The sequence below is a fragment of the Oceanobacillus sp. CF4.6 genome (assembly GCF_051262635.1).
In the GTDB taxonomy this organism is placed as follows: domain Bacteria; phylum Bacillota; class Bacilli; order Bacillales; family Amphibacillaceae; genus Oceanobacillus.
Genome location: NZ_JBIMEX010000017.1, coordinates 57234 through 80317 on the forward strand (window position 1 = coordinate 57234; position 23084 = coordinate 80317).

The 23084-nt window shown below is 37.4% G+C and carries 17 protein-coding genes; 15 read left to right on the plus strand and 2 right to left on the minus strand.

The features are described from left to right. Together folE2 and plsY are read right to left on the minus strand one after the other, a co-directional pair. On the minus strand, positions 1-939 hold the full coding sequence (gene folE2, locus ACHABU_RS19435; protein ID WP_435766616.1) for a GTP cyclohydrolase FolE2: 939 nt from the start codon (positions 937-939) through the stop codon (positions 1-3). 127 nt (positions 940-1066) lie between these two features. Then, a complete protein-coding gene (gene plsY / locus ACHABU_RS19440) occupies positions 1067-1648 on the minus strand; it encodes a glycerol-3-phosphate 1-O-acyltransferase PlsY (RefSeq protein ID WP_435766617.1) in 582 nt (193 codons plus the stop codon). Positions 1649-1882: 234 nt separating this feature from the next. Between plsY and ACHABU_RS19445 the strand changes: the two genes are divergently transcribed. The 15 genes from ACHABU_RS19445 to cysK all read left to right on the plus strand — a co-directional run bounded on the left by ACHABU_RS19445 (position 1883) and on the right by cysK (position 22635). Continuing rightward, positions 1883-2950, plus strand: a complete 1068-nt coding sequence (locus ACHABU_RS19445; RefSeq protein WP_435766618.1) for an ABC transporter ATP-binding protein — start codon at positions 1883-1885, stop codon at positions 2948-2950. After that, positions 2947-4473, plus strand: coding sequence for an ABC transporter permease/substrate-binding protein (locus ACHABU_RS19450; protein ID WP_435766619.1), 1527 nt, complete (start codon positions 2947-2949; stop codon positions 4471-4473). The genes ACHABU_RS19445 and ACHABU_RS19450 overlap by 4 nt, the downstream gene beginning before the upstream one ends. Positions 4474-4505: 32 nt before the next feature. Beyond that, on the plus strand, positions 4506-4922 hold the full coding sequence (locus ACHABU_RS19455) for a CoA-binding protein (RefSeq protein WP_435766620.1): 417 nt from the start codon (positions 4506-4508) through the stop codon (positions 4920-4922). 297 nt (positions 4923-5219) lie between these two features. Continuing rightward, positions 5220-7172 carry a DNA topoisomerase IV subunit B gene (gene parE, locus ACHABU_RS19460; RefSeq protein WP_435766621.1) on the plus strand — a complete coding sequence of 651 codons (1953 nt, stop codon included), beginning with the start codon at positions 5220-5222 and terminating at the stop codon, positions 7170-7172. A gap of 82 nt (positions 7173-7254) precedes the next feature. Beyond that, on the plus strand, positions 7255-9702 hold the full coding sequence (parC, locus tag ACHABU_RS19465; protein WP_435766622.1) for a DNA topoisomerase IV subunit A: 2448 nt from the start codon (positions 7255-7257) through the stop codon (positions 9700-9702). Positions 9703-9849: 147 nt separating this feature from the next. Beyond that, on the plus strand, positions 9850-10464 hold the full coding sequence (locus ACHABU_RS19470; RefSeq protein ID WP_435766634.1) for a TetR/AcrR family transcriptional regulator: 615 nt from the start codon (positions 9850-9852) through the stop codon (positions 10462-10464). Between the two features lie 64 nt (positions 10465-10528). Then, a complete protein-coding gene (locus ACHABU_RS19475) occupies positions 10529-11671 on the plus strand; it encodes an acyl-CoA dehydrogenase family protein (protein WP_435766623.1) in 1143 nt (380 codons plus the stop codon). Between the two features lie 25 nt (positions 11672-11696). Next, entirely contained in the window at positions 11697-13049 is a 1353-nt protein-coding gene (locus tag ACHABU_RS19480; RefSeq protein WP_435766624.1) for an acetyl-CoA carboxylase biotin carboxylase subunit, read from the plus strand. Positions 13050-13064: 15 nt separating this feature from the next. Continuing rightward, entirely contained in the window at positions 13065-13277 is a 213-nt protein-coding gene (locus ACHABU_RS19485) for an acetyl-CoA carboxylase biotin carboxyl carrier protein subunit (protein ID WP_435766625.1), read from the plus strand. Positions 13278-13376: 99 nt separating this feature from the next. Then, on the plus strand, positions 13377-14159 hold the full coding sequence (locus tag ACHABU_RS19490) for an enoyl-CoA hydratase (RefSeq protein WP_435766626.1): 783 nt from the start codon (positions 13377-13379) through the stop codon (positions 14157-14159). Positions 14160-14174: 15 nt separating this feature from the next. Continuing rightward, positions 14175-15704 (plus strand): acyl-CoA carboxylase subunit beta, encoded by a 1530-nt coding sequence (locus ACHABU_RS19495; protein WP_435766627.1) that lies wholly within the window; start codon positions 14175-14177, stop codon positions 15702-15704. Positions 15705-15890: 186 nt separating this feature from the next. Next, entirely contained in the window at positions 15891-19532 is a 3642-nt protein-coding gene (locus tag ACHABU_RS19500) for a dynamin family protein (RefSeq protein ID WP_435766628.1), read from the plus strand. After that, on the plus strand, positions 19533-20396 hold the full coding sequence (locus ACHABU_RS19505) for a 5'-3' exonuclease (RefSeq protein WP_435766629.1): 864 nt from the start codon (positions 19533-19535) through the stop codon (positions 20394-20396). Positions 20397-20625: 229 nt separating this feature from the next. Further along, positions 20626-21480, plus strand: a complete 855-nt coding sequence (locus tag ACHABU_RS19510; protein ID WP_435766630.1) for a gamma-glutamylcyclotransferase — start codon at positions 20626-20628, stop codon at positions 21478-21480. Positions 21481-21714: 234 nt separating this feature from the next. Beyond that, positions 21715-22635: a cysteine synthase A gene (gene cysK / locus ACHABU_RS19515; RefSeq protein ID WP_435766631.1), complete on the plus strand. Its 921-nt coding sequence runs from the start codon at positions 21715-21717 to the stop codon at positions 22633-22635. Positions 22636-23084: the final 449 nt, after the last annotated feature.

The following is a 23084-nucleotide window of genomic DNA, read 5'->3' on the forward strand; positions in this document are numbered from 1 at the left end:
CTATTGCTCATGCAGTGATGCTAGTTTATCATATTTTATTGATGCGATTGCATCATGCATATGAATGGATTCTTCGTTTTTGCAGGAAACGTTAAACTTTGTTATAAAGGGCATTTCGTATAAATCAGCAGCAACAAGGCGCACAATATCTTCTACGAACCTGGGATTTTCATATGCCTGTTCCGTAACCATTTTTTCATCCGGCCGTTTCAGTACGGGATGAAGTCTTGCGCTTGCATTACTTTCTGCAGCTTCCAGAAGCATTTCTTTCCAATCGGTTATTTCCTCATCAAAATCATCGGAAAGTGTAACTTCCATGTTTACTTCTCCACGCTGATTATGTGCGCTGTATTCACTTATTTCTTTGGAACAAGGACATAAAGTAGTGATTAGTGCAGATAAGGCTACATGTGCTGAATACCCTTTTGTTTGATCATAGGTAACACGTATCATCGCATCTGCGTGATTTAGACCGGTTAAACCGGAATCGGGACCTCTTCTCTCAAAAAACCATGGAAAAGACACTTCGATCGTTGCATCTTTTTGATCAAGACGTTTTGCTAACCCTTTCGCAAATTTGTTCAAGTTTGCAATCGTTACAGCAAAACCCTGTTCATAATAGTCATTCAGTTGTTCCATAAACCGGCTCATATTGGTACCTTTACTCGTATTTGTTAGGCTGGAAGAAAATTTAAAAGTCCCAATACTCGACTGAAAATTCGGATTTAAATTACTGCTAATGGTAATGGGATATTTTACATTTGATATACCAACCACATCGAGGTTAAATAGAAAATCCTTTTTTGTATTTTGTAAGTCTGCCATCTTACTTTTTTCAACCGGTTTTGTCTTCTCGGTTGGTTGGACAGAACCGAACAATCTATGTCGTTGTTCTTTTGTCGGTAATTGTTTTAATGGGATTATTTTTGTTTGCTGCATAGCATAGTCCCCTTTCTAGCGATGAATTGCTACCCTTAGCATAACTTTTGGTTAAGTGACTAGTCTTTAGTATACTGAATCGCCCATTATTATTCAATTTATTGGTTTTTAATCTAACAAGAATAAATTACATCCATTTTATCTTTGGTTCGGTACCATTCTTAATACGTTTAATATTTTCTATATGTCGATAGAATACAAAAGCTGTCAACAGTGAAATAACTATAACGAGTCCAATATCTTTAAAAAATAAGGAGATGATCACCGACACTACCCCCGTGATCATCGAGGAAAGAGATACGTATTTCGAAAAGTACAAAGTAATCAGAAATGTGGTAATCATAATGGCAAAGAGCAAAGGATACATCCCTAAGATAATGCCCGCTGAAGTTGCAACTGCTTTTCCTCCCTTGAATTTAGCAAATATCGGATAGGTGTGACCAATAACTGCAAAAATACCGATTGCTAATATGTAAATATCTGCACCCAAGAAGAACGGTAATAGGGTTGCGACGGTACCTTTTAGAATATCTGAAAAGGTAACGATTATACCTGCCTTAAAACCGAGTACTCGAAACGTATTTGTAGCCCCTAGGTTTCCACTCCCGTGCTCGCGAATATCAATCTTGTAACCAATTTTACCAACAATCAATGCTGACGGTATGGATCCTAAAAAATATGCAAGGATAGCAAATAAAATATATTCCATAATCTTCCTACTTTCATCTTTAAATAATTGGATACTTAACATTGCTGTGCCATGATAAGCTCTATCGTTATTTTAGCACGAACTACTAAGATAAAGAACCTAAAATTTTGCTGTGCTAATGCAAAAAATAAAAATATTTAAAGACGATTTGGAACAGTCATATTATGGGTAATCTAACAGTTATTGGTTTAATATAGTTGTTACCGGGTATTTTTAATGGCAAGGAGGAAAGATATGATTGAATTTAAGAATGTATCTAAAGTATATGAAGATGGAACAGAGGCAGTTAAGGATTTTTCGCTTGAAGTAAAGAGAGGGGAAACGTTGACATTAATTGGTCCTAGTGGTTGTGGGAAAACAACGACATTGAAAATGATTAATCGGCTGATTGAGCCTACGTCAGGAACAATATACATAAATAATAAAGATATTAAAGACTATAATATACATCAATTGAGATGGAATATTGGTTACGTCCTTCAGCAAATTGCCTTATTCCCTCATTTGACGATTGAAGAAAATATCTCCATCGTCCCTGAAATGAAAAAGTGGAGTAAAAAGGAAAGCCTGAAACGAAATGATGAATTAATGGAAATGGTTGGTCTGGATCCTTCAATATACAAGAATAGAATGCCAAATGAACTTTCCGGTGGACAACAACAGCGTATCGGAGTCATTCGTGCACTGGCCGCGGATCCGGATATTATTTTGATGGATGAACCTTTTAGTGCACTTGATCCTATAAGCAGGGAGCAATTGCAAAGAGACATTCAAAAATTACAAAAGGAAATAAAAAAAACAATCGTCTTTGTAACACATGACATAGATGAGGCACTAAAATTAGGAGATCGTGTCTGTTTGATGAAGGAAGGTAGAATCGTCCAACTTGATCATCCAAAGCAATTAATTATGAACCCGGGTAATGAATTTGTTAAAGACTTTATAGGAAATAGAAAGTCACCATGGCACTCAACGGTAGGAAATATCTCCCATGCCCCTGAGGCTTACATGATTACAATGGATAGTTATAAAGCTGATAACTATCCAAAACAGGGAATATTTATCCTTGTAGATGAGAGAGATACCTTTATAGATATACTTGTGAACGGAAACGTAATAAAGGGCTTGACCATAGAACAAGATATGTCGTTGTATGATGCAGCAGAACTTTTAGATGGTAGTGACCAAGCCTTATTCCCTGTGTTGAAAGGTCAAACGTTAGTAGGAATATTAACATATAAAAATATTGTGGAGCATCTAAAAAGTACAGTAGGTATTGAAAACGGGGTGATTCAGACATGAATGCATTTATAACCGTTTTTCAAAATAGACAGGATATGCTGTTGGAGACGACTCTCGAACATTTGCAAATTTCTATGGTCTCGCTTATTATTGCCATTCTATTTGCAGTTCCTTTAGGATTGATCCTGACAAGGTATCCGAAGGCGGCTGAACCGGTTATTGGCACATCTGCTGTCATGCAAACGATTCCGAGTCTTGCTGTGTTGGCATTTCTAATTCCATTCTTTGGTATTGGTACGACACCCGCGATTATCGCATTGGTTTTGTATGGTCTTCTGCCTATCCTGAGAAATACGTATACTGGTATAAATGAAGTTGATCCTGCTCTTAAGGAAGCAGCAACCGGAATGGGTATGAATTCCTTTAAACGATTGACCAAAGTCGAGCTTCCAATAGCGATGCCGGTAATCATGGCGGGGATTCGCACTTCCATGGTGCTTATTGTAGGTACGACAACCATCGCTGCCCTGATTGGTGCTGGGGGATTAGGCGAAATCATCCTGTTGGGTTTGGACCGTGGAGCTGATATTAATTTAATTTTACTTGGTGCAATTCCTGCAGCATTACTCGCCATTCTTTTGGATTTAATATTAAAAGTGCTTGAGAGATTTTCTAAGAAAGCAGGGATGAAGTCTTTTATTGCAATGCTACTTATTGCTGTCTTTATCGTTTTAACTCCTTTTATGTTTAATGGGACAAAACAGGCGGAACTTGTTATCGGTGGAAAGATGGGTTCTGAACCCGAAGTATTAATTAATATGTATAAGTTATTGATTGAAGAAGAAACGGATTTGACGGTTAGTTTGGAACCCAACCTTGGAAAAACAGCATTTGTATTCAGTGCGCTTCAGGAAGGCAGTATTGATATTTTTCCGGAATTTACAGGAACTGCCATTGTTACTCATATGGAAGAACAAGCACAAAGCAATGATGCGCGCGTTGTATATGAGCAGGCTAAGCAAGGAATGAAGTATAAATTTGATATGGAGTTTCTTCAGCCGATGGAATTTAACAATACGTATGCTGTAGCAACTACACGCGAAATGGCTGATCAATACGGCCTTCAGGAAATTGGTGATCTGAAACAAATTGAAAACGAGATTACAGCAGGATTCACACTGGAATTCAATGATCGTTATGACGGTTATGTAGGAATGCAGGAGGTTTATAATCTGGATATTGCGGATATTAAAACGATGGAACCAGGAATCAGGCAGAGTGCCCTTACAAATAGGGAAGTAGATATCATCGACGCATATGCAACGGATAGTTATATGGTAGAATTGGACTTAGTAACGCTTGAAGATCCGGAGAATTTATTCCCACCCTATCAGGGAGCGCCTTTAATGCGGGAAGATACACTGGAAGCATATCCGGAATTGGAAGCAATTTTAAATCAACTAAGTGGAAAAATAACCGATGATGAAATGCGTCAAATGAATTACCAGGTGGACTATGAAGACAAATCTCCAAATGAAGTGGCAAGAGCATATTTAGTAAATGAAGGTTTACTTGATAATTAAAGAGGATGTACACAATTAAAGGAGGAATTTACATGGTTTGGAAAAATCCCGCTGATGATGAACTAAAAAGTATTCTAGAATCTGCGAAGACAATAGCAGTTGTTGGTTTATCGAATAACCAAGAGAAAACAGTTTACCAGATCTCCAAGATTATGCAGCAGGAAGGATACCGAATTATACCCGTAAATCCAACGGTTGATGAAGTGCTGGGCGAAAAAGCGTATCCTTCACTGAAAGATGTTCCCGATAAGATTGATATAATTAATGTTTTCAGAAGGCCTGAATATTTACCTGAAGTAGCTAAAGACGCAGCAGAAACAGATTGTCGAGTATTTTGGGCACAACTGGGAATAGCAAATGAAGAGGCCTATCAATATTTGAAGGAAAGAGATTTTACGGTTATTATGGACCTCTGTGTTAAGGTAGTCCATGCAGTACTTGTCAAATAAACAGATATAAAACATCAATTTTACTTGAAAAGAATGCCAAATTTATGGCATTCTTTTTATTGCCGTATGAAATTCATGTAACGTTAATCCGTGAAGGAAAAGCAAGCAAAATCGCAACACATAGGAATGTTTTAAGCATAAAATCAGCAGTTATAGTATACTTAGTAACATATTCTGCGTTATTATAATTTTGATAAAGCGCATATGAAACGTAAACTATCAATTTACAACAACGAACAATTGTTCTAATATATTAGATAGCTCATGTTTTTTTGTAAGGAAGGAGTAGATAATTGGATGGTTAATGAATATCAATATTCGGATGACTCCATTCAGGTACTGGAAGGTCTCGATGCTGTAAGAAAAAGACCAGGTATGTATATAGGGAGTACAGATACCCGAGGATTACACCATCTTGTTTTTGAAATTGTAGATAATGCAGTGGATGAAGCGTTGGCTGGCTACGGGAATGAAATAAAGGTCACGATACATAAAGACAACAGTATTTCTGTACAGGATAGCGGCCGTGGAATCCCTACAGGTATGCACAGTACGGGAAAGCCAACTACGGAGGTTATTTTTACAGTATTGCATGCCGGTGGTAAATTTGGACAAGGTGGCTACAAGACGAGTGGAGGGCTTCACGGGGTAGGGTCTTCTGTCGTAAATGCTCTATCTGAATGGCTGGAAGTGACTATTTATCGGGAGGGCAATACATACTTCCAACGATTTGAAAATGGAGGTAAACCAGCTACAACTCTTGAAAAACGAGGAGCAACAAGGAAAAAAGGAACGTTAATTCATTTTAAACCCGATCCTTCCATTTTTTCGGCAACCGTCTATAATTTTGAGACTATTTCCGAGCGGTTGCGCGAATCAGCGTTTTTATTAAAAGGATTGAAAATAGAAATCACGGATGCACGGAATGACGAGAAAGAAAGTTATGAATTCCCTGATGGACTGGAATCATTTGTTGCCTATTTAAATGAAGAGAAAGATACCTTGCATTCGGTTGTTTCTTTGGAGGGGCAAGTACAGGGATTGGAAGTGGATTTTGCTTTCCAATTTAATGATGGGTATGCAGAGAGTATGCTCTCCTTTGTAAACCATGTTCGTACCAGAGATGGAGGCACACATGAATCGGGTGCACGTACGGGAATAACACGAACGTTTAATGATTATGCGAGAAGAATCGGATTACTGAAAGAGAAAGATAAGAATTTGGAAGGTACGGACATTCGTGAAGGATTAACAGCAATTATTTCTGTCAGAATTCCTGAAGATAAGCTGCAATTCGAAGGTCAGACGAAAGGAAAGTTGGGCACTACAGAAGCCCGTTCCGTCGTCGATTCTGTTGTTTCTGAACATCTAAATTATTTTTTGGAAGAGAATCCGGATGTATCAGGAATGCTCGTCAAGAAATCAATCAAAGCCAAAGAAGCACGTGAAGCAGCCCGGAAGGCACGGGAAGATGCAAGAACAGGTAAAAAACGAAAAAGAAAAGATATACTAAGCGGAAAGTTGACTCCGGCACAATCGAAAAACCCGAAAAGAAATGAGCTTTACCTTGTAGAGGGAGATTCTGCAGGTGGTTCTGCAAAACAAGGAAGAGATCGTAAATTTCAGGCGGTACTGCCATTACGAGGCAAAGTAGTAAACACAGAGAAGGCAAAGTTGCAAGATGTATTTAAAAATGAAGAGATTTCTACTATTATCCATACAATCGGTGCTGGAGTAGGGGGAGACTTTGATCTTGAAGACGTGCAATACGACAAGATCATCATTATGACAGATGCAGATACAGATGGTGCCCACATTCAGGTACTACTTTTAACCTTCTTTTATCGTTATATGCGTTCGCTTGTAGAAGCTGGAAAAGTTTTCATTGCATTACCGCCACTTTTCAAAGTATCCAAAGGAAAAGGAAAAAGCGAGAAAATCGTTTACGCTTGGGACGAGGAAGAGATGCAAGTCGCTTTAAAGCAATTTAAAAATGGATATACGATTCAACGTTACAAAGGACTTGGTGAAATGAATGCCGATCAATTATGGGATACGACTATGAATCCGGAATCCCGTACATTGATAAGAGTAACGATTGATGATATTGCACGAGCTGAGCGTAGAGTTACCACTTTAATGGGTGATAAAGTTGCTCCTAGAAGAAAATGGATTGAAAACAATGTAAAGTTTGGCCTTGAGGAAGATTCCAATATTTTGGAAAACGAAAAAATCCAAACCGAGGAATAGACCTCATTTTCTATTAACATAATGATAAAGTAGAAACGACTTCAAAAAGGATAACGATTGATATAAGTAAGGGGGGGTAGATTTGTCACAAACAGAAAAGTTTTTAGATCTTCCTTTGGAAGAAGTAATTGGTGACAGATTTGGGAGATACAGTAAATATATTATTCAGGATAGGGCACTTCCGGATGCTAGAGATGGCCTGAAACCTGTGCAACGAAGAATTTTATATGCAATGCATGTAGAAAAAAATATGCATGATAAACATTTCCGTAAGTCAGCGAAAACAGTTGGTACAGTTATTGGTAATTACCATCCACATGGTGATTCATCCGTATACGAAGCAATGGTACGTCTAAGTCAAGACTGGAAACTGCGAAATGTGTTAGTTGAGATGCATGGAAACAACGGTAGTATGGACGGTGATCCACCAGCAGCGATGCGTTATACAGAGGCAAGGCTATCCAAGATTTCATCAGAATTATTGCGTGATATTGATAAGGAAACAGTGGACTTTATTCCCAATTTTGATGAGACTACTTCTGAACCGGTTGTTCTACCTGCTAAATTTCCGAACTTGCTTGTAAATGGTTCAACAGGAATTTCTGCGGGTTATGCAACAGATATACCACCACATAACTTGGATGAGGTAATAGATGCAGTTATCATGAAAATTGATAAACCGGAAGTCAGTGTTCAGGAGTTAATGAAAGTGATAAAAGGCCCCGATTTCCCTACAGGGGGTATCATTCAAGGTGTGGAAGGAATTACGAAGGCATACGAAACAGGTCGTGGCAAAGTAATTGTACGCGGAAAAGCGATCGTAGAAACGATGCGGAATACCCGTGAGCAAATTGTCATTACTGAAATTCCTTATGAGATCAATAAAGCCAGCATGGTTAAGAAGATGGATGAGCTTCGCCTTGATCGTAAAGTGGAAGGCATTGTTGAAGTAAGAGATGATAGTGATCGTACAGGGTTGCGTATTGTTGTTGAACTGAAGAAAGATGCCAATAGTGAAGGTGTACTAAATTTCTTATATAAGAATACAGACTTGCAAATAACCTACCATTTCAACATGGTAGCTATACAGGATAAGACTCCTAAATTACTTTCACTTCCAAAAATGCTTGAAGCTTATATTTCACATCAAAAAGATGTTGTGACGAGACAGACAAAATTTGATTTGAAGAAAGCAAAAGACCGTGCACATATTGTAGAAGGACTTATAAAAGCAATTTCGATATTGGATGAATTGATTGCTACTATTCGAGCATCAAAAGATAAACCAGATGCCAAACATAGAATTATTGAAGCTTACGATTTTTCCGAAGCTCAGGCTGAAGCGATTGTTATGCTCCAACTTTATCGTTTAACAAATACCGATATTACACAATTGCAAATGGAAGCGGATGAACTGAGAAAAAGTATCAGTGATTTGGAAGCAATCCTTTCCAGTGAAAAAAAGCTGTACCTAACAATAAAAAAAGATCTGAGGCATATCAAAAAAACGTTTGCGGAGAGTAGACGTACGATAATTGTAGATGAAATTGAAGAATTGAAAATCAATATTGAGGTTACTGTAGCGAGTGAGGATGTACTCGTTTCTGTTACGAAAGAAGGTTACATTAAGCGAACCAGTCTCAGGTCCTATGGTGCTTCAAATGGCGAAGGTTTGGCATTAAAAGATAATGACTATCCGATTGGCTTGATGGAAGTAAATACGACGGATAAGCTACTGCTTTTCACCAATAAAGGCAAATATATTATGACCTCCGTCCATGAACTTCCGGATATACGCTGGAAAGATATTGGACAGCATGTATCCAACATTGTGCAGCTCGACAAAAATGAGCATTTAATTCAATGTATTCCAGTCCGTGACTTTAAAGATACGACAGATTATTTAGTGTTTTTCACGAAAAACGGGATGGTCAAACGGAGTGAATTTAAACTGTATGATGCGCAACGCCGTTCGAAAGCTTTAATCGCATTGAATTTGAAGAATGATGATGAAGTTGTAAATGTTTGCCAGACAAATGGAAAGTCTGATGTATTCATAGCATCAAATAAAGGATATGGATTATGGTATCACGAATCAGAAATAACTGTAGTAGGTCAACGTGCTGCAGGTGTAAAAGCTATTTTGCTGAAAGAAGAGGAATATGTTGTAAATGGACAAGTATTTGATGATTCATCTAACCCTTCACTTGCTATCGTGACACAGCGTGGATCGTGCAAGCGAATGAAATTGAAGGAGTTCGAAAAAACCACTCGAGCTAAGCGTGGACTCCTCATGTTACGAGAATTGAAGAAAAAAACACATCGAATAAAAGGATTCTTTGTTCTTAATGAAAATGATACGATCTGTTTCCAAACCGCAAACGGCGAAACACATCATGTATTTCCTTTGGAACTATCTGTCAGTGACAGATACAGTAATGGGTCATTTATTATAGACAGTGATCACCATGGTGAAGTCGTTGACGTATGGAAAGAAGCGACCTACAATAAACCATTTGATGTTCTTTAACTTAAGATAAGGGGTAGTTCTCACATAGAACTGCCTCTTTTTTTATTCGTTAAAACATAAAAAATACTTTATATTTTCAGATTATTATGTTAAAGTAATAGTGAGTTTTATAAAGGAGGGTTTATAACGGCTTTACGTCAAAAAATTATTCAGTCTTCTTTACTTCTATTCGAAAAACATGGTTTTCATGGGGTTTCTGTTAATCAAATTATTGAGGATGTAGGTACTTCCAAAGGCGGTTTTTATCATCATTTTTCTTCAAAAAATGAATTATTATTTGTTATTCATGATACATTCATAACATATGTATTGGATAAAGCAACAGATGCAAATGAGAAGTACGATTCACCGATAAAAAGGCTGCAAGCAATTGTAAAAGATTTTGTTAACGTGTTTGATCGTTATAAACCACATCTTTCTGTTTTTTATCAGGAGAGTATTTATCTAAAACCGCAGTATGAAAAACTAGTTAAAGAAAAGAGACATCAATTTAAGCAAATTATTAAACAGGCAATTAGCGATGGGAAAAAATGTGGGGAATTTCGTGAAGATCTTCAAGTCGAAATAACTACAATGGCGATTTTAGGCATGGTTAACTGGATGTATAAGTGGTACCAGGCATCAGGGGCCAATACAATTGAAGAGGTTGGGGATGTGTTTATAGATTTAATTTTGCATGCCGTTTTACAGCCCGAAATAATTGCCATTAACAATTACGAGGAAATTCTTTTAGAAAAACCTTTCTTTTCTAAGGAAAATTAGTTAACTAGGAATAGAACAGAACAGACCAACTAGTCGGTCTTACGTATAGTATGGGAGGGATAAAATGAATTTTGAATTAACGAAAGAACAGACAATGATAAAAAAAATGGTCCGTGATTTCGCGGAAGAAGTAATTAGGCCAAGAGCAATTGAAATTGATACAAAAGCAGCGTTTCCGGAAGATATTTTTGCTCAGATGGGAAAACTTGGGATACTTGGGATACCATTTCCGGAGGAGTACGGTGGATCTGGCGGGGATACGATGTCGTATGCATTAGCTGTTGAAGAAATTGGCCGTGTATGCGGCAGCACTGGATTAAGCTATGCAGCTGCAGTTTCACTTGGGGCAAGTCCACTTTATTATTTTGGAACCGATGAACAAAAAGAAATATTTTTGAAACCACTCGCAAAAGGGGAGGCACTTGGTTCTTTTGGTTTAACCGAACCGAATGCAGGTTCAGACTCAGGAGGAACAAAAACGACTGCGATTGTGGATGGCAATGATTATGTAATTAATGGAGAAAAATGTTTTATAACAAATGCGAATTTTGCTAAAATCATAATTGTAACCGCTGTCACAAGGAAGAACGACAAGGGGAAAAGTATGATTTCTTCTATTATCGTGCCAACGGATACGGATGGTGTCAAAATTACGAGTAACTATGACAAGATGGGTGTACGTGGTTCCGATACTGCAGAAATCATACTTGATAATGTCCGTGTCCCAAGAAAAAATGTGTTGGGTGAGGAACATAAAGGACACAAGCAGTTTCTTTATACATTGGATGGAGGAAGAATCTCTATTGCGGCTCTAGGGTTGGGAATTGCTCAAGCGTCACTGGAAAAAGCATTGGCATATGCGAAAGGGCGTAAACAGTTTGGGAAATCCATTTCGAGTTTTCAAGCAATTCAATTCAAACTCGCAGATATGGCAATGGAGGTTGAACTTGCCAGAAATATGGTACATAAGGCAGCATGGCTGAAGGATGAGGGAAAAGCTTTTGGGAAAGAAGCGGCCTATGCAAAATTATTTGCTACTGAAACAGCATTCCGATCAGCAAATCAAGCCATACAAATACATGGGGGTTATGGTTACATGCGTGAATATGAAGTGGAAAGATATTTACGGGATGCAAAACTATTGGAAATCGGAGAAGGTACATCTGAAATTCAGAGACTTGTAATTGCAAGAGAACTAGGCTGTTAGTAAAAATTGAAAAAGGGGGAAATTCATGATTAAGAAAATACTAATAGCAAACAGGGGAGAAATAGCTGCTCGAATTATACGGACATGTAAAAAAATGGGCATTGAAACGGTTGCAGTCTATTCAGAAGCCGATCAGCAAGCTCCATATGTATCCATGGCAGATGAGAGCTTCCTGATTGGTCCGCCAAAGGTAAATGAAAGTTATTTGAATGTAGATAAGATTTTAGAGGTCGCAAAGGCAACCAAAGCGAATGCCATTCATCCTGGGTACGGTTTTCTTAGTGAAAACGAACAATTTGCAGAAACCTGTGCAACAGAAGGTATCATCTTTATAGGACCAAACAGTAATGTAATCAAACAGATGGGGAGTAAAATAGCTGCCAGAAATTCAATGAAGCAAGCAGGAGTGCGAGTAATACCAGGAACAGATGGAGTTGTATCAACTGTAGAGGAAGCTATAGAGACTGCAAAAGAAATTGGCTACCCCATCATGCTGAAGGCGTCAGCTGGTGGTGGTGGTATCGGTATGCAAGTTGTACATTCCGACAAAGAGTTAGCGAAAGCTTTTGACAGTAATTCAAAGAGAGCTGTCACCTTTTTTGGTGATGGATCCATGTTTATGGAGAAGAAAATTGAAAATGCCCGCCATATTGAAATACAAATTTTGGCTGATCACCATGGCAATGCCATTCATTTATTTGAACGGGAGTGTTCCATTCAACGTCGTAATCAGAAGGTGATTGAAGAAGCTCCTTCCATGTTTATAACGGATAAAACTCGTAATCTGATGGGAAATGCTGCAATTAAAGCAGTCAAAATGCTAGATTATACAAATGCGGGTACGATAGAGTTTTTAGTTGACGAACAGGAGAACTTTTATTTTCTTGAAATGAATACAAGAATACAAGTAGAACATCCGATAACAGAAGAAATTACAGGAATCGATATCGTAGAACAACAAATTAATATTGCCAGTGGTAAAGAATTAACAGTCAAACAGGAAGATTTGTATATTGATGGGCATGCCATCGAGGCACGAATATATGCAGAAGATCCAGTTACATTTTTACCATCACCAGGGCATATTTCTATTTTTGAATTGCCTGAAGGTCAACATATTCGTAATGAAACTGCAGTAACTGCAGATTTTAATGTTACACCCTTCTATGATCCTATGATCGGAAAACTGATTGTTAAAGGAAATACAAGAGATGAGGCTATTAGTGCATTAAAGCAAGCGTTGTCACAATATAAAGTCGAAGGTATTAAAACAAATATACCTATGTTATTAAATATCGTAGACAATGAACAATTTTTAGCAGGCAACACATCGACTGCATTTGTGGACAATTATTACTTAACTCAAATGAATAAATAGTATGGAGGAATGATGATGCAGGAAGTAAAAGCAAGTATGGCGGGTAGTGTCTGGAAAATAGTATTAAATATAGGAGATTCAGTGGAAGAAGGTCAGGACGTCGTCATTCTTGAATCGATGAAAATGGAAATACCGATTGCCGCTGAAACTGCGGGTACAGTAAAAGAATTAAAAGTGGCTGAGGGTGATTTTGTCAACGAAGGCGACGTTATTGCAATCGTAGAATAATCAATTTCGTACAATAAGTCGCTTTAGGTAAACTAGAGACTAGCCAAGGCGACTGATGCCTTTTTAGACGAATGCTTTCAAATAGTAAAGGAGGTTATCATGGCTAACTTACTACAGTTAGATATCAAAGAAGAGCATATTGCTGTGATCACACTCCATCGCCCTGAAGCAGCAAATGCTTTATCAAAAGCAATGCTCATAGAGTTAAATGAGGCAATTCAACAAATTGATCAGAATTATCATGTTTTCTGCACCATTATAACAGGTTCTGGCAAAAAGGCATTTTGTGCAGGTGCGGATTTAAAAGAAAGAAGCGGAATGTCAGAAAAGCAGGTTATTGAAGCGGTGCGCTACATAGGAGAAACAACCACAGCAATAGAAAAGATGAAAATGCCGGTCATAGCGGCAATTAATGGTGCGGCTTATGGTGGTGGATTGGAATTGGCATTAGCATGTGATCTACGAATTGCTGCTTTGGGTGTGAAGCTAGGTTTAACGGAAACATCATTAGCGATTATCCCTGGCGCCGGTGGAACGCAGCGTTTGCCCAGATTAGTTGGACTAGGACATGCAAAGCGGTTAATCTATACAGCAAAACCGATTGATGCAAATGAGGCATTATCGATTGGTTTAGTAGAACAAACGGTGGATGAAAATTGTTTACAATCTGAGGCATTACTTTTAGCAAAAACAATTGCACGCAATGGACCAATAGCTTTGAGGCAAGCCAAAACTGCGATCAATACCGGTATGCAAACAGATATCTCAGCGGCTTTGGAGATTGAACATGAAAGTTACCTGGAAACAATACCAACTGCAGACAGAATAGAAGGATTACAGGCATTTAAGGAAAAAAGAAAACCTATGTATGAAGGAAGATAGACAAGGAGGGAAAATATGTCGTATTTGGAAGAGTTACAGGAGAGGATCAATAAAATAGAAAAAGGAGGAAAAGAAAAATATCATAAAAGTAATGAAGAAAAGGGAAAACTGTTTGTACGTAAGAGACTGGAACTTTTATTTGATGAAGGCTTAAAGATAGAAGATGCATTTTTTGCCAATAGTATGGATGATAACTTGCCATCTGATGGAGTCGTAACTGGTATTGGTAAGATTAATGGGCAAGATGTCTGTGTGATGGCCAATGATTCTACTGTCAAAGCTGGTTCCTGGGGGAAACGAACGGTAGAGAAAATCTTACGTATTCAGGAAACAGCAGAAAAAATGGAATTACCAATGATTTATCTCGTTGATTCGGCAGGGGCTAGAATTACCGATCAAATTGAAATGTTTCCTGGAAGACGAGGAGCAGGGCGTATTTTTCATAATCAAATAAAACTTTCTGGTCGTGTACCTCAGGTTTGTCTCTTATTTGGACCATCAGCAGCTGGTGGAGCTTATATTCCAGCATTCTGTGATGTGGTTATCATGGTTGATGGGAATGCCTCGATGTATTTGGGTTCCCCGCGGATGGCAGAAAAAGTAATCGGAGAAAAAGTTACGCTTGAAGAGATGGGTGGTGCTAATATGCACTGTACGGTCTCTGGAGTTGGTGATGTATTAGTAAGATCAGAAGAGGAAGCAATCAGTTATGCTCAAAATTATCTGAGTTATTTTCCTCCTAATTTTCGTAACAAGCCGAATGTATTTGAAACAAGGGAAGTTAAATTCTACGAGAAATCCATTACGGATATTGTTCCAGAAAATCAGAATGCACCATTTAATATGTATGACTTAATTGATCGAACGATAGATGAAGAAAGTTTTTGCGAAATCAAAAAGAAATTTGCACCCGAACTAATTACAGGCCTTGCTCGAATCGATGGTAACTCAGTAGGAATTATTGCAAATCAACCTCGGGTAAAAGGCGGTGTGTTGTTTACGGATTCAGCAGATAAAGCCGCCAAGTTTATCCAGTTATGTGATGCGTTTAATATACCATTACTGTTTCTTACTGATGTTCCAGGATTTATGATCGGTACAAAGGTGGAACGGCAGGGGATTATCAGGCACGGCGCCAAGATGCTCTTTGCTATGAGCGAGGTTACGGTGCCGAAAATCTCTGTCATCGTACGAAAAGCATATGGCGCTGGTCTTTATGCTATGTCTGGTCCAGCGTTTGATCCGGACTGCTGTCTTGCTTTTCCAAATGCGCAAATTGCCGTTATGGGACCAGAAGCAGCAGTAAATGCAGTCGAAGCAAATAAAATTGCTCAATTGCCTGAAACAGAACGTGCTGCTTATATTAAACAAAAACAGGACGAATACAAGGAAAATATTGATGTTTATCGACTAGCATCTGAAATGGTAATCGATGCAGTTATTGATCCAAATACGTTAAGAGAAGAACTAACGAAACGTTTTTCGGTATATGCCGTCAAAAATATCTCATTCACGGAAAGAAAACATGGCGTATATCCAGTATAATAAAAAGATTGGCAGATGCATTATTTGCCAATCTTTTTATTATTAACCATAAGTTTATTATGTAAACTTGTAAACTAATACTGGGAGAAAACCTACATGAAATCGCTTTAAAATGGGTGGCATTCCACACTTTAATTCCGTATAATAGATTTTAAATTAGGATGTGGAAGAAAGGAACTGAATTACATGATTGTACAAGAAAGGGTAAAAACCGTAAATGCGGATCAGATTGCTGCGGTCTATCATCAAATAAAAAATAACGGTGACAGGGCAAACGCCGTTAAGATACTAGATATATTTGAGAAATTACAGAAGCAAGAATTAGTGATTAGTTTTGCTGGTCATTTTTCTGCGGGTAAATCATCAATGATTAATACATTGTTAGGGAAAGAAATTTTACCGAAAAGTCCAATACCTACAAGTGCAAATGTAGTAAAGATTAATTCCGGAGAAGGGGTTGCACGTGTATATTTTACGAATGATCACCCGGTAGAATATAAAGAACCATATGACATCGATATGATAAAGGAATATTCGAAAGATAAAGAAGCCATTAAAAAGATAGAGATTAGTACAGGAGAACAGATCATTCCTTCAGGATCTGCAATAATCGATACTCCCGGTATTGATGCAGCGGATGATGCAGATCGAATTATGACGGAAGCGTCCTTGCACCTGGCTGATGTACTCCTTTATATTATGGATTATAATCATGTACAGTCCGAGGTTAACCTCCAGTTCCTGAAATCTGTTCAGGAAAAAAGCTTGCCTTATTATGTGGTAATCAATCAAATTGATAAACATGATGAGCAGGAATTGACCTTTCAAACATTCGATAAAAATATTAAACAAACGTTTGATCAATGGAACTTAAAGCCAGAGAACATATACTATACTTCGTTAGTGGATCCTACTGCAGCGCATAACCAAATTGAAGGAATTAAGCAAAAGTTGTCTTCTATTATGGCCAACCAAAGTGAACATTTAAATATCGTACAATCTGTAAGGCAGGTAATGAAAGACCATAAAAGCTATTTAAAAAATCATTATGGAACCCTAATAAATGACCTCACCGGCAATGATGATAAATCTATTGATTTCGCAGATCCTGAAAAATTGGAAAAAACGGAGGAAAATCTGTTCCGATTGGAAAATGAACCCATACAGTTTGAAAAGGATTATCTGGCTGAATTGCAACAAACTTTGAATAATGCCTATTTAATGCCAGCCAGCCTTAGAGATAAAGCACAATTGTACTTGGAGTCCCAACAATCGGATTTTAAGATAGGGTTATTTGCTTCTAAGAAAAAAACAGTTGAAGAGAAAAATAGAAGAGAGTCAGAATTCTTATCTGCATTGAACGAAAATATGAATACATCCATACAGTGGAGACTGCGTGACAAATTCAGTGCATTGCTAAAAAAGTATGATTTGAACGGTGCAGGGCTTCAAAGCGAAATAAATGAATTAGAATTTGCTTACAACAGGGAATATGCCAGAGATTTAATCAAATCGGGTGCGAAAGTAAATGGCGATTATGTATTGCTTTATACAAATGATATAGCAGCGGATATTAAAAATAGATATAAGCAGGAAGCTAAAATTATTTTAACATCCATTCATGCCTTCATTAAGAATAAAAATGAAGAACATAAAGAGAAATATCTGCAAAAGCTTACTGAATGGAACAAAGAAAAAAATGTAAAAGAGGAACTGCTTCAATTACAAAGTGAAGAAAAGCAGGCATTTAATCAGCTTGATAGCCAATTGATCAATCCGAATGTTGATGATTCTGTTTGGGCGCTTATAGAAAAAGAACTGCATAATAAGCCAAAGCCGATTAGAAAGGAAAGTAAATCACCAAATAAGTCCCCACTCTCACCTCGGAAAGAGCAGTTACCGAAAGAGTCCGAGGCAAAAGCTGTCATTAGAAAATCATCGACAGAAAATGTGTTGAGTAGTATAGATAAAACAATGGATGTGATTAAGGAATTACCGGGTTTTGAATCCTTATTAACTGATTTAAGAGAAAAAGAATATCGTTTAAAACATCGATCCTATACAATTGCTTTATTCGGGGCGTTTAGTGCCGGTAAATCATCATTTGCCAATGCGTTAATGGGTGAGAAAGTTTTACCGGTTTCACCAAATCCAACAACGGCAACGGTAAACCGCATTCGACCTGTAGATGAAGGAAATAAGCATGGGTCGGTAGTCGTAACTCTAAAAAGTAGGGACGCACTTACGAATGATTTACGTATGATTACAAAAAAATTAGCACCTCATGCAACTGAATTTAATGAAATGATGGAATGGGTGACATCCAATCAGATCGATAAGAGTGACCAACTTAATAAAATGTTTCAATCCTACTTGCGAGCGATGATTGCTGGATATGAAGGTATAAAGAGTTACATAGGAAATAGTATTACAATCACCATGGAAGAATTTGAAAATTATGTAACGGATGAATCAAAGGCATGCTATATCGAGTCTATTGATCTTTATTATGATTGTGAATTAACGAGACAAGGTATTACATTGGTGGATACACCGGGTGCTGATTCTGTTAATGCAAGACATACGAATGCTGCCTTTGATTATATTAAACATGCGGATGCAATTCTTTATGTGACCTACTACAATCATGCGTTATCCCGTGCAGATCGAGATTTTCTCATGCAGTTGGGTCGAGTTAAAGAAGCTTTTCAATTGGATAAAATGTTTTTTATCGTCAATGCAGCTGATTTGGCTACAGATGAAACAGAATTGAAATTGGTAACTGATTATGTACAGGACCAATTACAGCAATTAGGGATTATACTTCCTAGACTTTATCCTGTGTCCAGTAAAAAATCCCTGGATGAAAAAATACAGAAAAGAACGATAAACAGTCAGATGCAGCGAATGGAAAGTGATTTTAACCAATTTATCTATCATGACTTAGCAGAATTAACGATTGAATCGGCAACTTGGGATATGAACAGAACAAGTCATGCAGTGGACAACTATGTTAATTCGTTAACGATGGATAAACAGGAAAAGCAAAAAAGAAAACAAGAGCTAATTGCAAAAAAGGAGAGACTTTCCGAAGACATTCGCATATTGTCTACAAACAGCTACAAAGAACAAATGGAACAGAAAATGGAAAAACAACTTTTTTATGTAATAGAAAGATTATCAATTCGTTTCCATGATATGTTTAAGGAAATGTTTAACCCAACAACCATTACGGAGTCTGGTAAAAAAGCGCAATTACAATTAGAAAAAAGTTTGGATAATCTGATTGACTATATTGCATTTGAGCTTCATCAGGAAATGCAAGCTGTTTCATTAAGGATGGAGTCATATATTCACGTACAATTTAAAGAAGTTCATAAAACATTGGCGGTTATTAGCTTACAAACTGATAAACTATTCGAACTTCCGGAAATGAACATACATGAAATGACAACTCCTGATTACGAACAGGGATTTAATGCATTGGATACTAGTAAATTTGATCGCTTACTATCAAAATTCAAAGGTACGAAAGCATTTTTTGAGAAAAATGAAAAGGAATTTATGAAAGAAGAAATTTATGCTATAATAAAACCTTATGCTAATCAGTATGTAAAAGATAGTAATTCTCGTATGTTGGAATCATATTTGAAGCAGTGGAACGAGATTGTCGATGTGATGAAAGAGCAAGTCGAGCAGAATATTAGTTTACAACTGAATAACTATCTTGAGATGCTTATCTCAACAGTGGATATGTCAGTATTATTGCAAAAACAGAAACAAATTCGTTCGATTATAAAGCAGTATAATATAGAGGAAGTGTTTTAAGTGGAAAAAAATAATGTTTTATTGGTGGATGGAATGGCATTGCTTTTCAGAGGTTTCTTTGCAACATCATTTCGTGGAAATTTTATGATTACAAGTAAGGGAGTACCGACAAATGGAGTCTATCAATTTATGAGATACTTTTTGGATGCGGTGGATACCTTTGAACCTACGCATGTAATATGCTGCTGGGATATGGGGAGTAAAACATTTCGTTCGGATCTCTATGATGGATATAAGGCCAACAGAGATTCCCCACCAATGGAGTTAATTCCTCAATTTGATTTAATAAAAGAAGTCGTGGAGGCATTTGATATGCCAAATATCGGTTTGAAAAACTTCGAAGCGGATGATTGTATTGGCACACTCGCTAAACTCTATAGTGTAGATAACGAAGTAACGATTCTCACTGGGGACCAAGATATATTGCAGCTTATCGATAATACTATCCGCGTAGCGATTATGAGAAAAGGTCAAGGAAATTACGAGGTATTTGATCATGAAAACTTTTATGAAAAGAAAGGGATACAGCCAAAACAAGTCATTGATCTTAAAGGACTTATGGGTGACTCTTCGGACAACTATCCTGGAGTAAAGGGGATAGGCGAGAAAACCGCGTTAAAACTTCTACAGGAGTATGAAACGATCGATAATCTACTGGAAAATTTAGATCAATTACCAAAGGGTGTCCAAGCGAAAATCAATAATAATATGGATATGTTGCATTTATCGAGATCATTAGCGCAAATTAAATGCGATGTACCGATTACTTGTGCATTAGATCAAGCGTTATGGAAGTATGATAAAGATAGAGTAACAATGAAATTTGAGGAATTGGAATTTAAGAATTTGGCGAAGTTATTATAATCACGTATCGTAAATCCTCTGTATTCATTTACAGGGGGTTTTTACTTTCAACTCCGTAATGCGATATTAAGGGGTATGGGTATAAACCTACGAGGGTATTATATGTCAATAAATAGTAAATAGGGTAACCGAATAGGTAGACGGGAAGCTTCAAAATAGGGGTTGTATAGTTTTTGTATAAGGTGAATATCTTATTAAGAACGCTATTCTCAATTAGGGGGAATTTGTTGTGAACGTAGTTTTTGTATATGGAACCTTTCGTATAAATGAAAGTAATTATGAATATCTGCAGGGATCTACACGCTTAAAGAATCAAGTGTGGATACATGGAAAATTGTTTTATACAAAGTTTGGTTATCCTGTTATGAAAGAACATGAACATAGTAATGAAAAGGTATATGGTGAATTATATGAAGTGAATGAAGAACAGCTTGTTGCTATTGATCAATTGGAGGGCTTTCGGGAGGGTCAACCCGACAATTTATTTGAAAGAAAAATCGTTACTGTTTATGATGAAACTGGAGAAAGTACGGAAGCGTTGACTTATATTACGGGTAGATCACTCGCTGATTCGACGGATGTTATTCCATTTGGTGATTGGAAAGTTTACCAGTATGTTCGGAAAGGGCCGATTTATTATTTTGCTTATGGTTCTTGCATGGATGATAGAAGATTTAAACTGGCAAAAGTAGATCGATATTTTAGTAATGTTATAGGAAGCGGGATATTACAGGATTATGGCTTTCGTTTCAGTAGAAGTTCGAAAGACGGCGGAAAGGCTGATTTAATCCTATCCCCTGGTGAATTGGTGGAAGGAGTTATTTATGAAGTGCCTATGGAGGCTGTTGATTACTTGTATGAGCGCGAGGGAGTATATATTGAAGCATATCGGCCTGCGATTGTCACCCTGGAGATGCCTGGCGGACGGAATATAGAAGGATTGACTTTTATCGGGATTGATAAAAGCGAAGAATCGAAACCTACACAACTATACGCGGATGAAATTTTGACTGGTGCCGGTAAGTTACTAAGTTCTTCTTATATAGAAGGTTTGCGACAACGAATTGATCTTTTATTGGGATAAAACCTTCTGCGATTTGGGCTGAGACGTAAATCATGGTAAATGTCATAAAAAATGTCTATAATAATTTCTATAGATAGTTGGCAGATAGCTGTACGGAGAGAATCGTAATGTACTTTCCATGGAAGAGAGATAAGTGGTTAACCATCTTCATGATGAGCGGTTTCTTTCATGGGTATTCTAATACCTTTGGTACCCGTTTGCAATCAAATAATGGTTAGAAAGTAGGGACTAATTGTGAAAGTGGTAAATGATATTACAGAACTAATCGGTAATACGCCGTTAGTCAAATTAAATAAGGTTGTTCCTGAAGGGACGGCAGATGTATACATTAAAATGGAAATGTTTAACCCAAGTAAAAGTGTAAAAGATCGCGCCGCGTTCAACATGATTAAAGTAGCTGAAGAAAAAGGATTGATAAAACCCGGAGATACTATTATTGAACCAACGAGCGGCAATACAGGTATCGGTCTAGCGATGATTGCTGCCGCAAAAGGTTATAAAGCTATTCTGGTTATGCCGGATAATAGTACGATGGAAAGAAGAAATATCTTAAAAGCCTATGGAGCGAAAGTTGTATTGACTCCAAGTGAGGAAAAAATGCCTGGTTCCATTAAAAAAGCCTTGGAAATTCAAAAGGAGATCCCTGGTAGCTTCATACCACAACAATTTGAGAACTTTGCTAATCCGGATATCCACCGAACTACAACTGCTCTGGAAATACTCGAGCAGACAGAAGGTAAACTGGATGCATTTGTATGTACGGCGGGAACTGGTGGAACTGTAACCGGGACTGGTGAAAAATTAAAAGAAAAAATTAAGGGAATCCATGTGGCGGTTGTAGAGCCGGAGGGTTCGGCTGTATTATCTGGTGGTCAACCAGGGAAACATAAACTCGTTGGAACAAGTCCTGGATTCGTGCCGGATATCTTGAATACATCTGTATATGATGAGATTATCCAAATTAGTGATGAAGATGCAATAGGGTTATTACAGAGATTGGCGCGTGAAGAAGGTATTTTTCTTGGGCCATCGGGAGCAGCGGCAGTATATGCTGCAATCGATGTCGCTAGAAAGCTTGGAAAAGGTAAAAAAGTAGTATGTATAGCTCCGGATACGGGTGAACGATATCTAAGCATGAATCTGTTTGATGAATAATAATAGGTGAAGGAACGGCAAGCCTTAATGACTTAAACAATAGGAAACATACCTACAAAAAACCGATCGACATTTGCAAATGTCGATCGGTTTTTTGAATAAAGGGGTAAAATATAGTAGTTGTCTATAAATGCAGTAAAAATATACCAGTAGAAAAGGTAGTATATGTCATTGACTTTTTGCTGTGGGTAGAGTAATATATTAATTCTCGCTAGACACCTTGTATTTTAAAAAAGGTGATTGACAGGGGAATCAATTGGATTTGTCTAACTGATGGTAACCAATGATAGGTTATTAAGTATTAGATTAAGTGTTGATAATTCACTTGAAATTTGATATAGTTTAAAGGTTGGCGAAAAAATAAGTTGAATATACTTGAAATTTTTGTTGACATTTAATATTAAAGTATGATATATTAATAGAGTTGCTGTTTTGAAGAACACCTAACG

Bases quoted from the DNA above. Each gene is read 5' to 3' on its own strand.
- ACHABU_RS19480 (WP_435766624.1), top strand. From the start codon at position 11,697: ATGATTAAGAAAATACTAATAGCAAACAGGGGAGAAATAGCTGCTCGA.
- ACHABU_RS19490 (WP_435766626.1), top strand. From the start codon at position 13,377: ATGGCTAACTTACTACAGTTAGATATCAAAGAAGAGCATATTGCTGTG.
- ACHABU_RS19450 (WP_435766619.1), top strand. From the start codon at position 2,947: ATGAATGCATTTATAACCGTTTTTCAAAATAGACAGGATATGCTGTTG.
- ACHABU_RS19500 (WP_435766628.1), top strand. From the start codon at position 15,891: ATGATTGTACAAGAAAGGGTAAAAACCGTAAATGCGGATCAGATTGCT.
- ACHABU_RS19495 (WP_435766627.1), top strand. From the start codon at position 14,175: ATGTCGTATTTGGAAGAGTTACAGGAGAGGATCAATAAAATAGAAAAA.
- parE (WP_435766621.1), top strand. From the start codon at position 5,220: ATGGTTAATGAATATCAATATTCGGATGACTCCATTCAGGTACTGGAA.
- plsY (WP_435766617.1), bottom strand. From the start codon at position 1,648: ATGGAATATATTTTATTTGCTATCCTTGCATATTTTTTAGGATCCATA.
- folE2 (WP_435766616.1), bottom strand. From the start codon at position 939: ATGCAGCAAACAAAAATAATCCCATTAAAACAATTACCGACAAAAGAA.
- ACHABU_RS19455 (WP_435766620.1), top strand. From the start codon at position 4,506: ATGGTTTGGAAAAATCCCGCTGATGATGAACTAAAAAGTATTCTAGAA.
- ACHABU_RS19475 (WP_435766623.1), top strand. From the start codon at position 10,529: ATGAATTTTGAATTAACGAAAGAACAGACAATGATAAAAAAAATGGTC.
- ACHABU_RS19445 (WP_435766618.1), top strand. From the start codon at position 1,883: ATGATTGAATTTAAGAATGTATCTAAAGTATATGAAGATGGAACAGAG.
- ACHABU_RS19485 (WP_435766625.1), top strand. From the start codon at position 13,065: ATGCAGGAAGTAAAAGCAAGTATGGCGGGTAGTGTCTGGAAAATAGTA.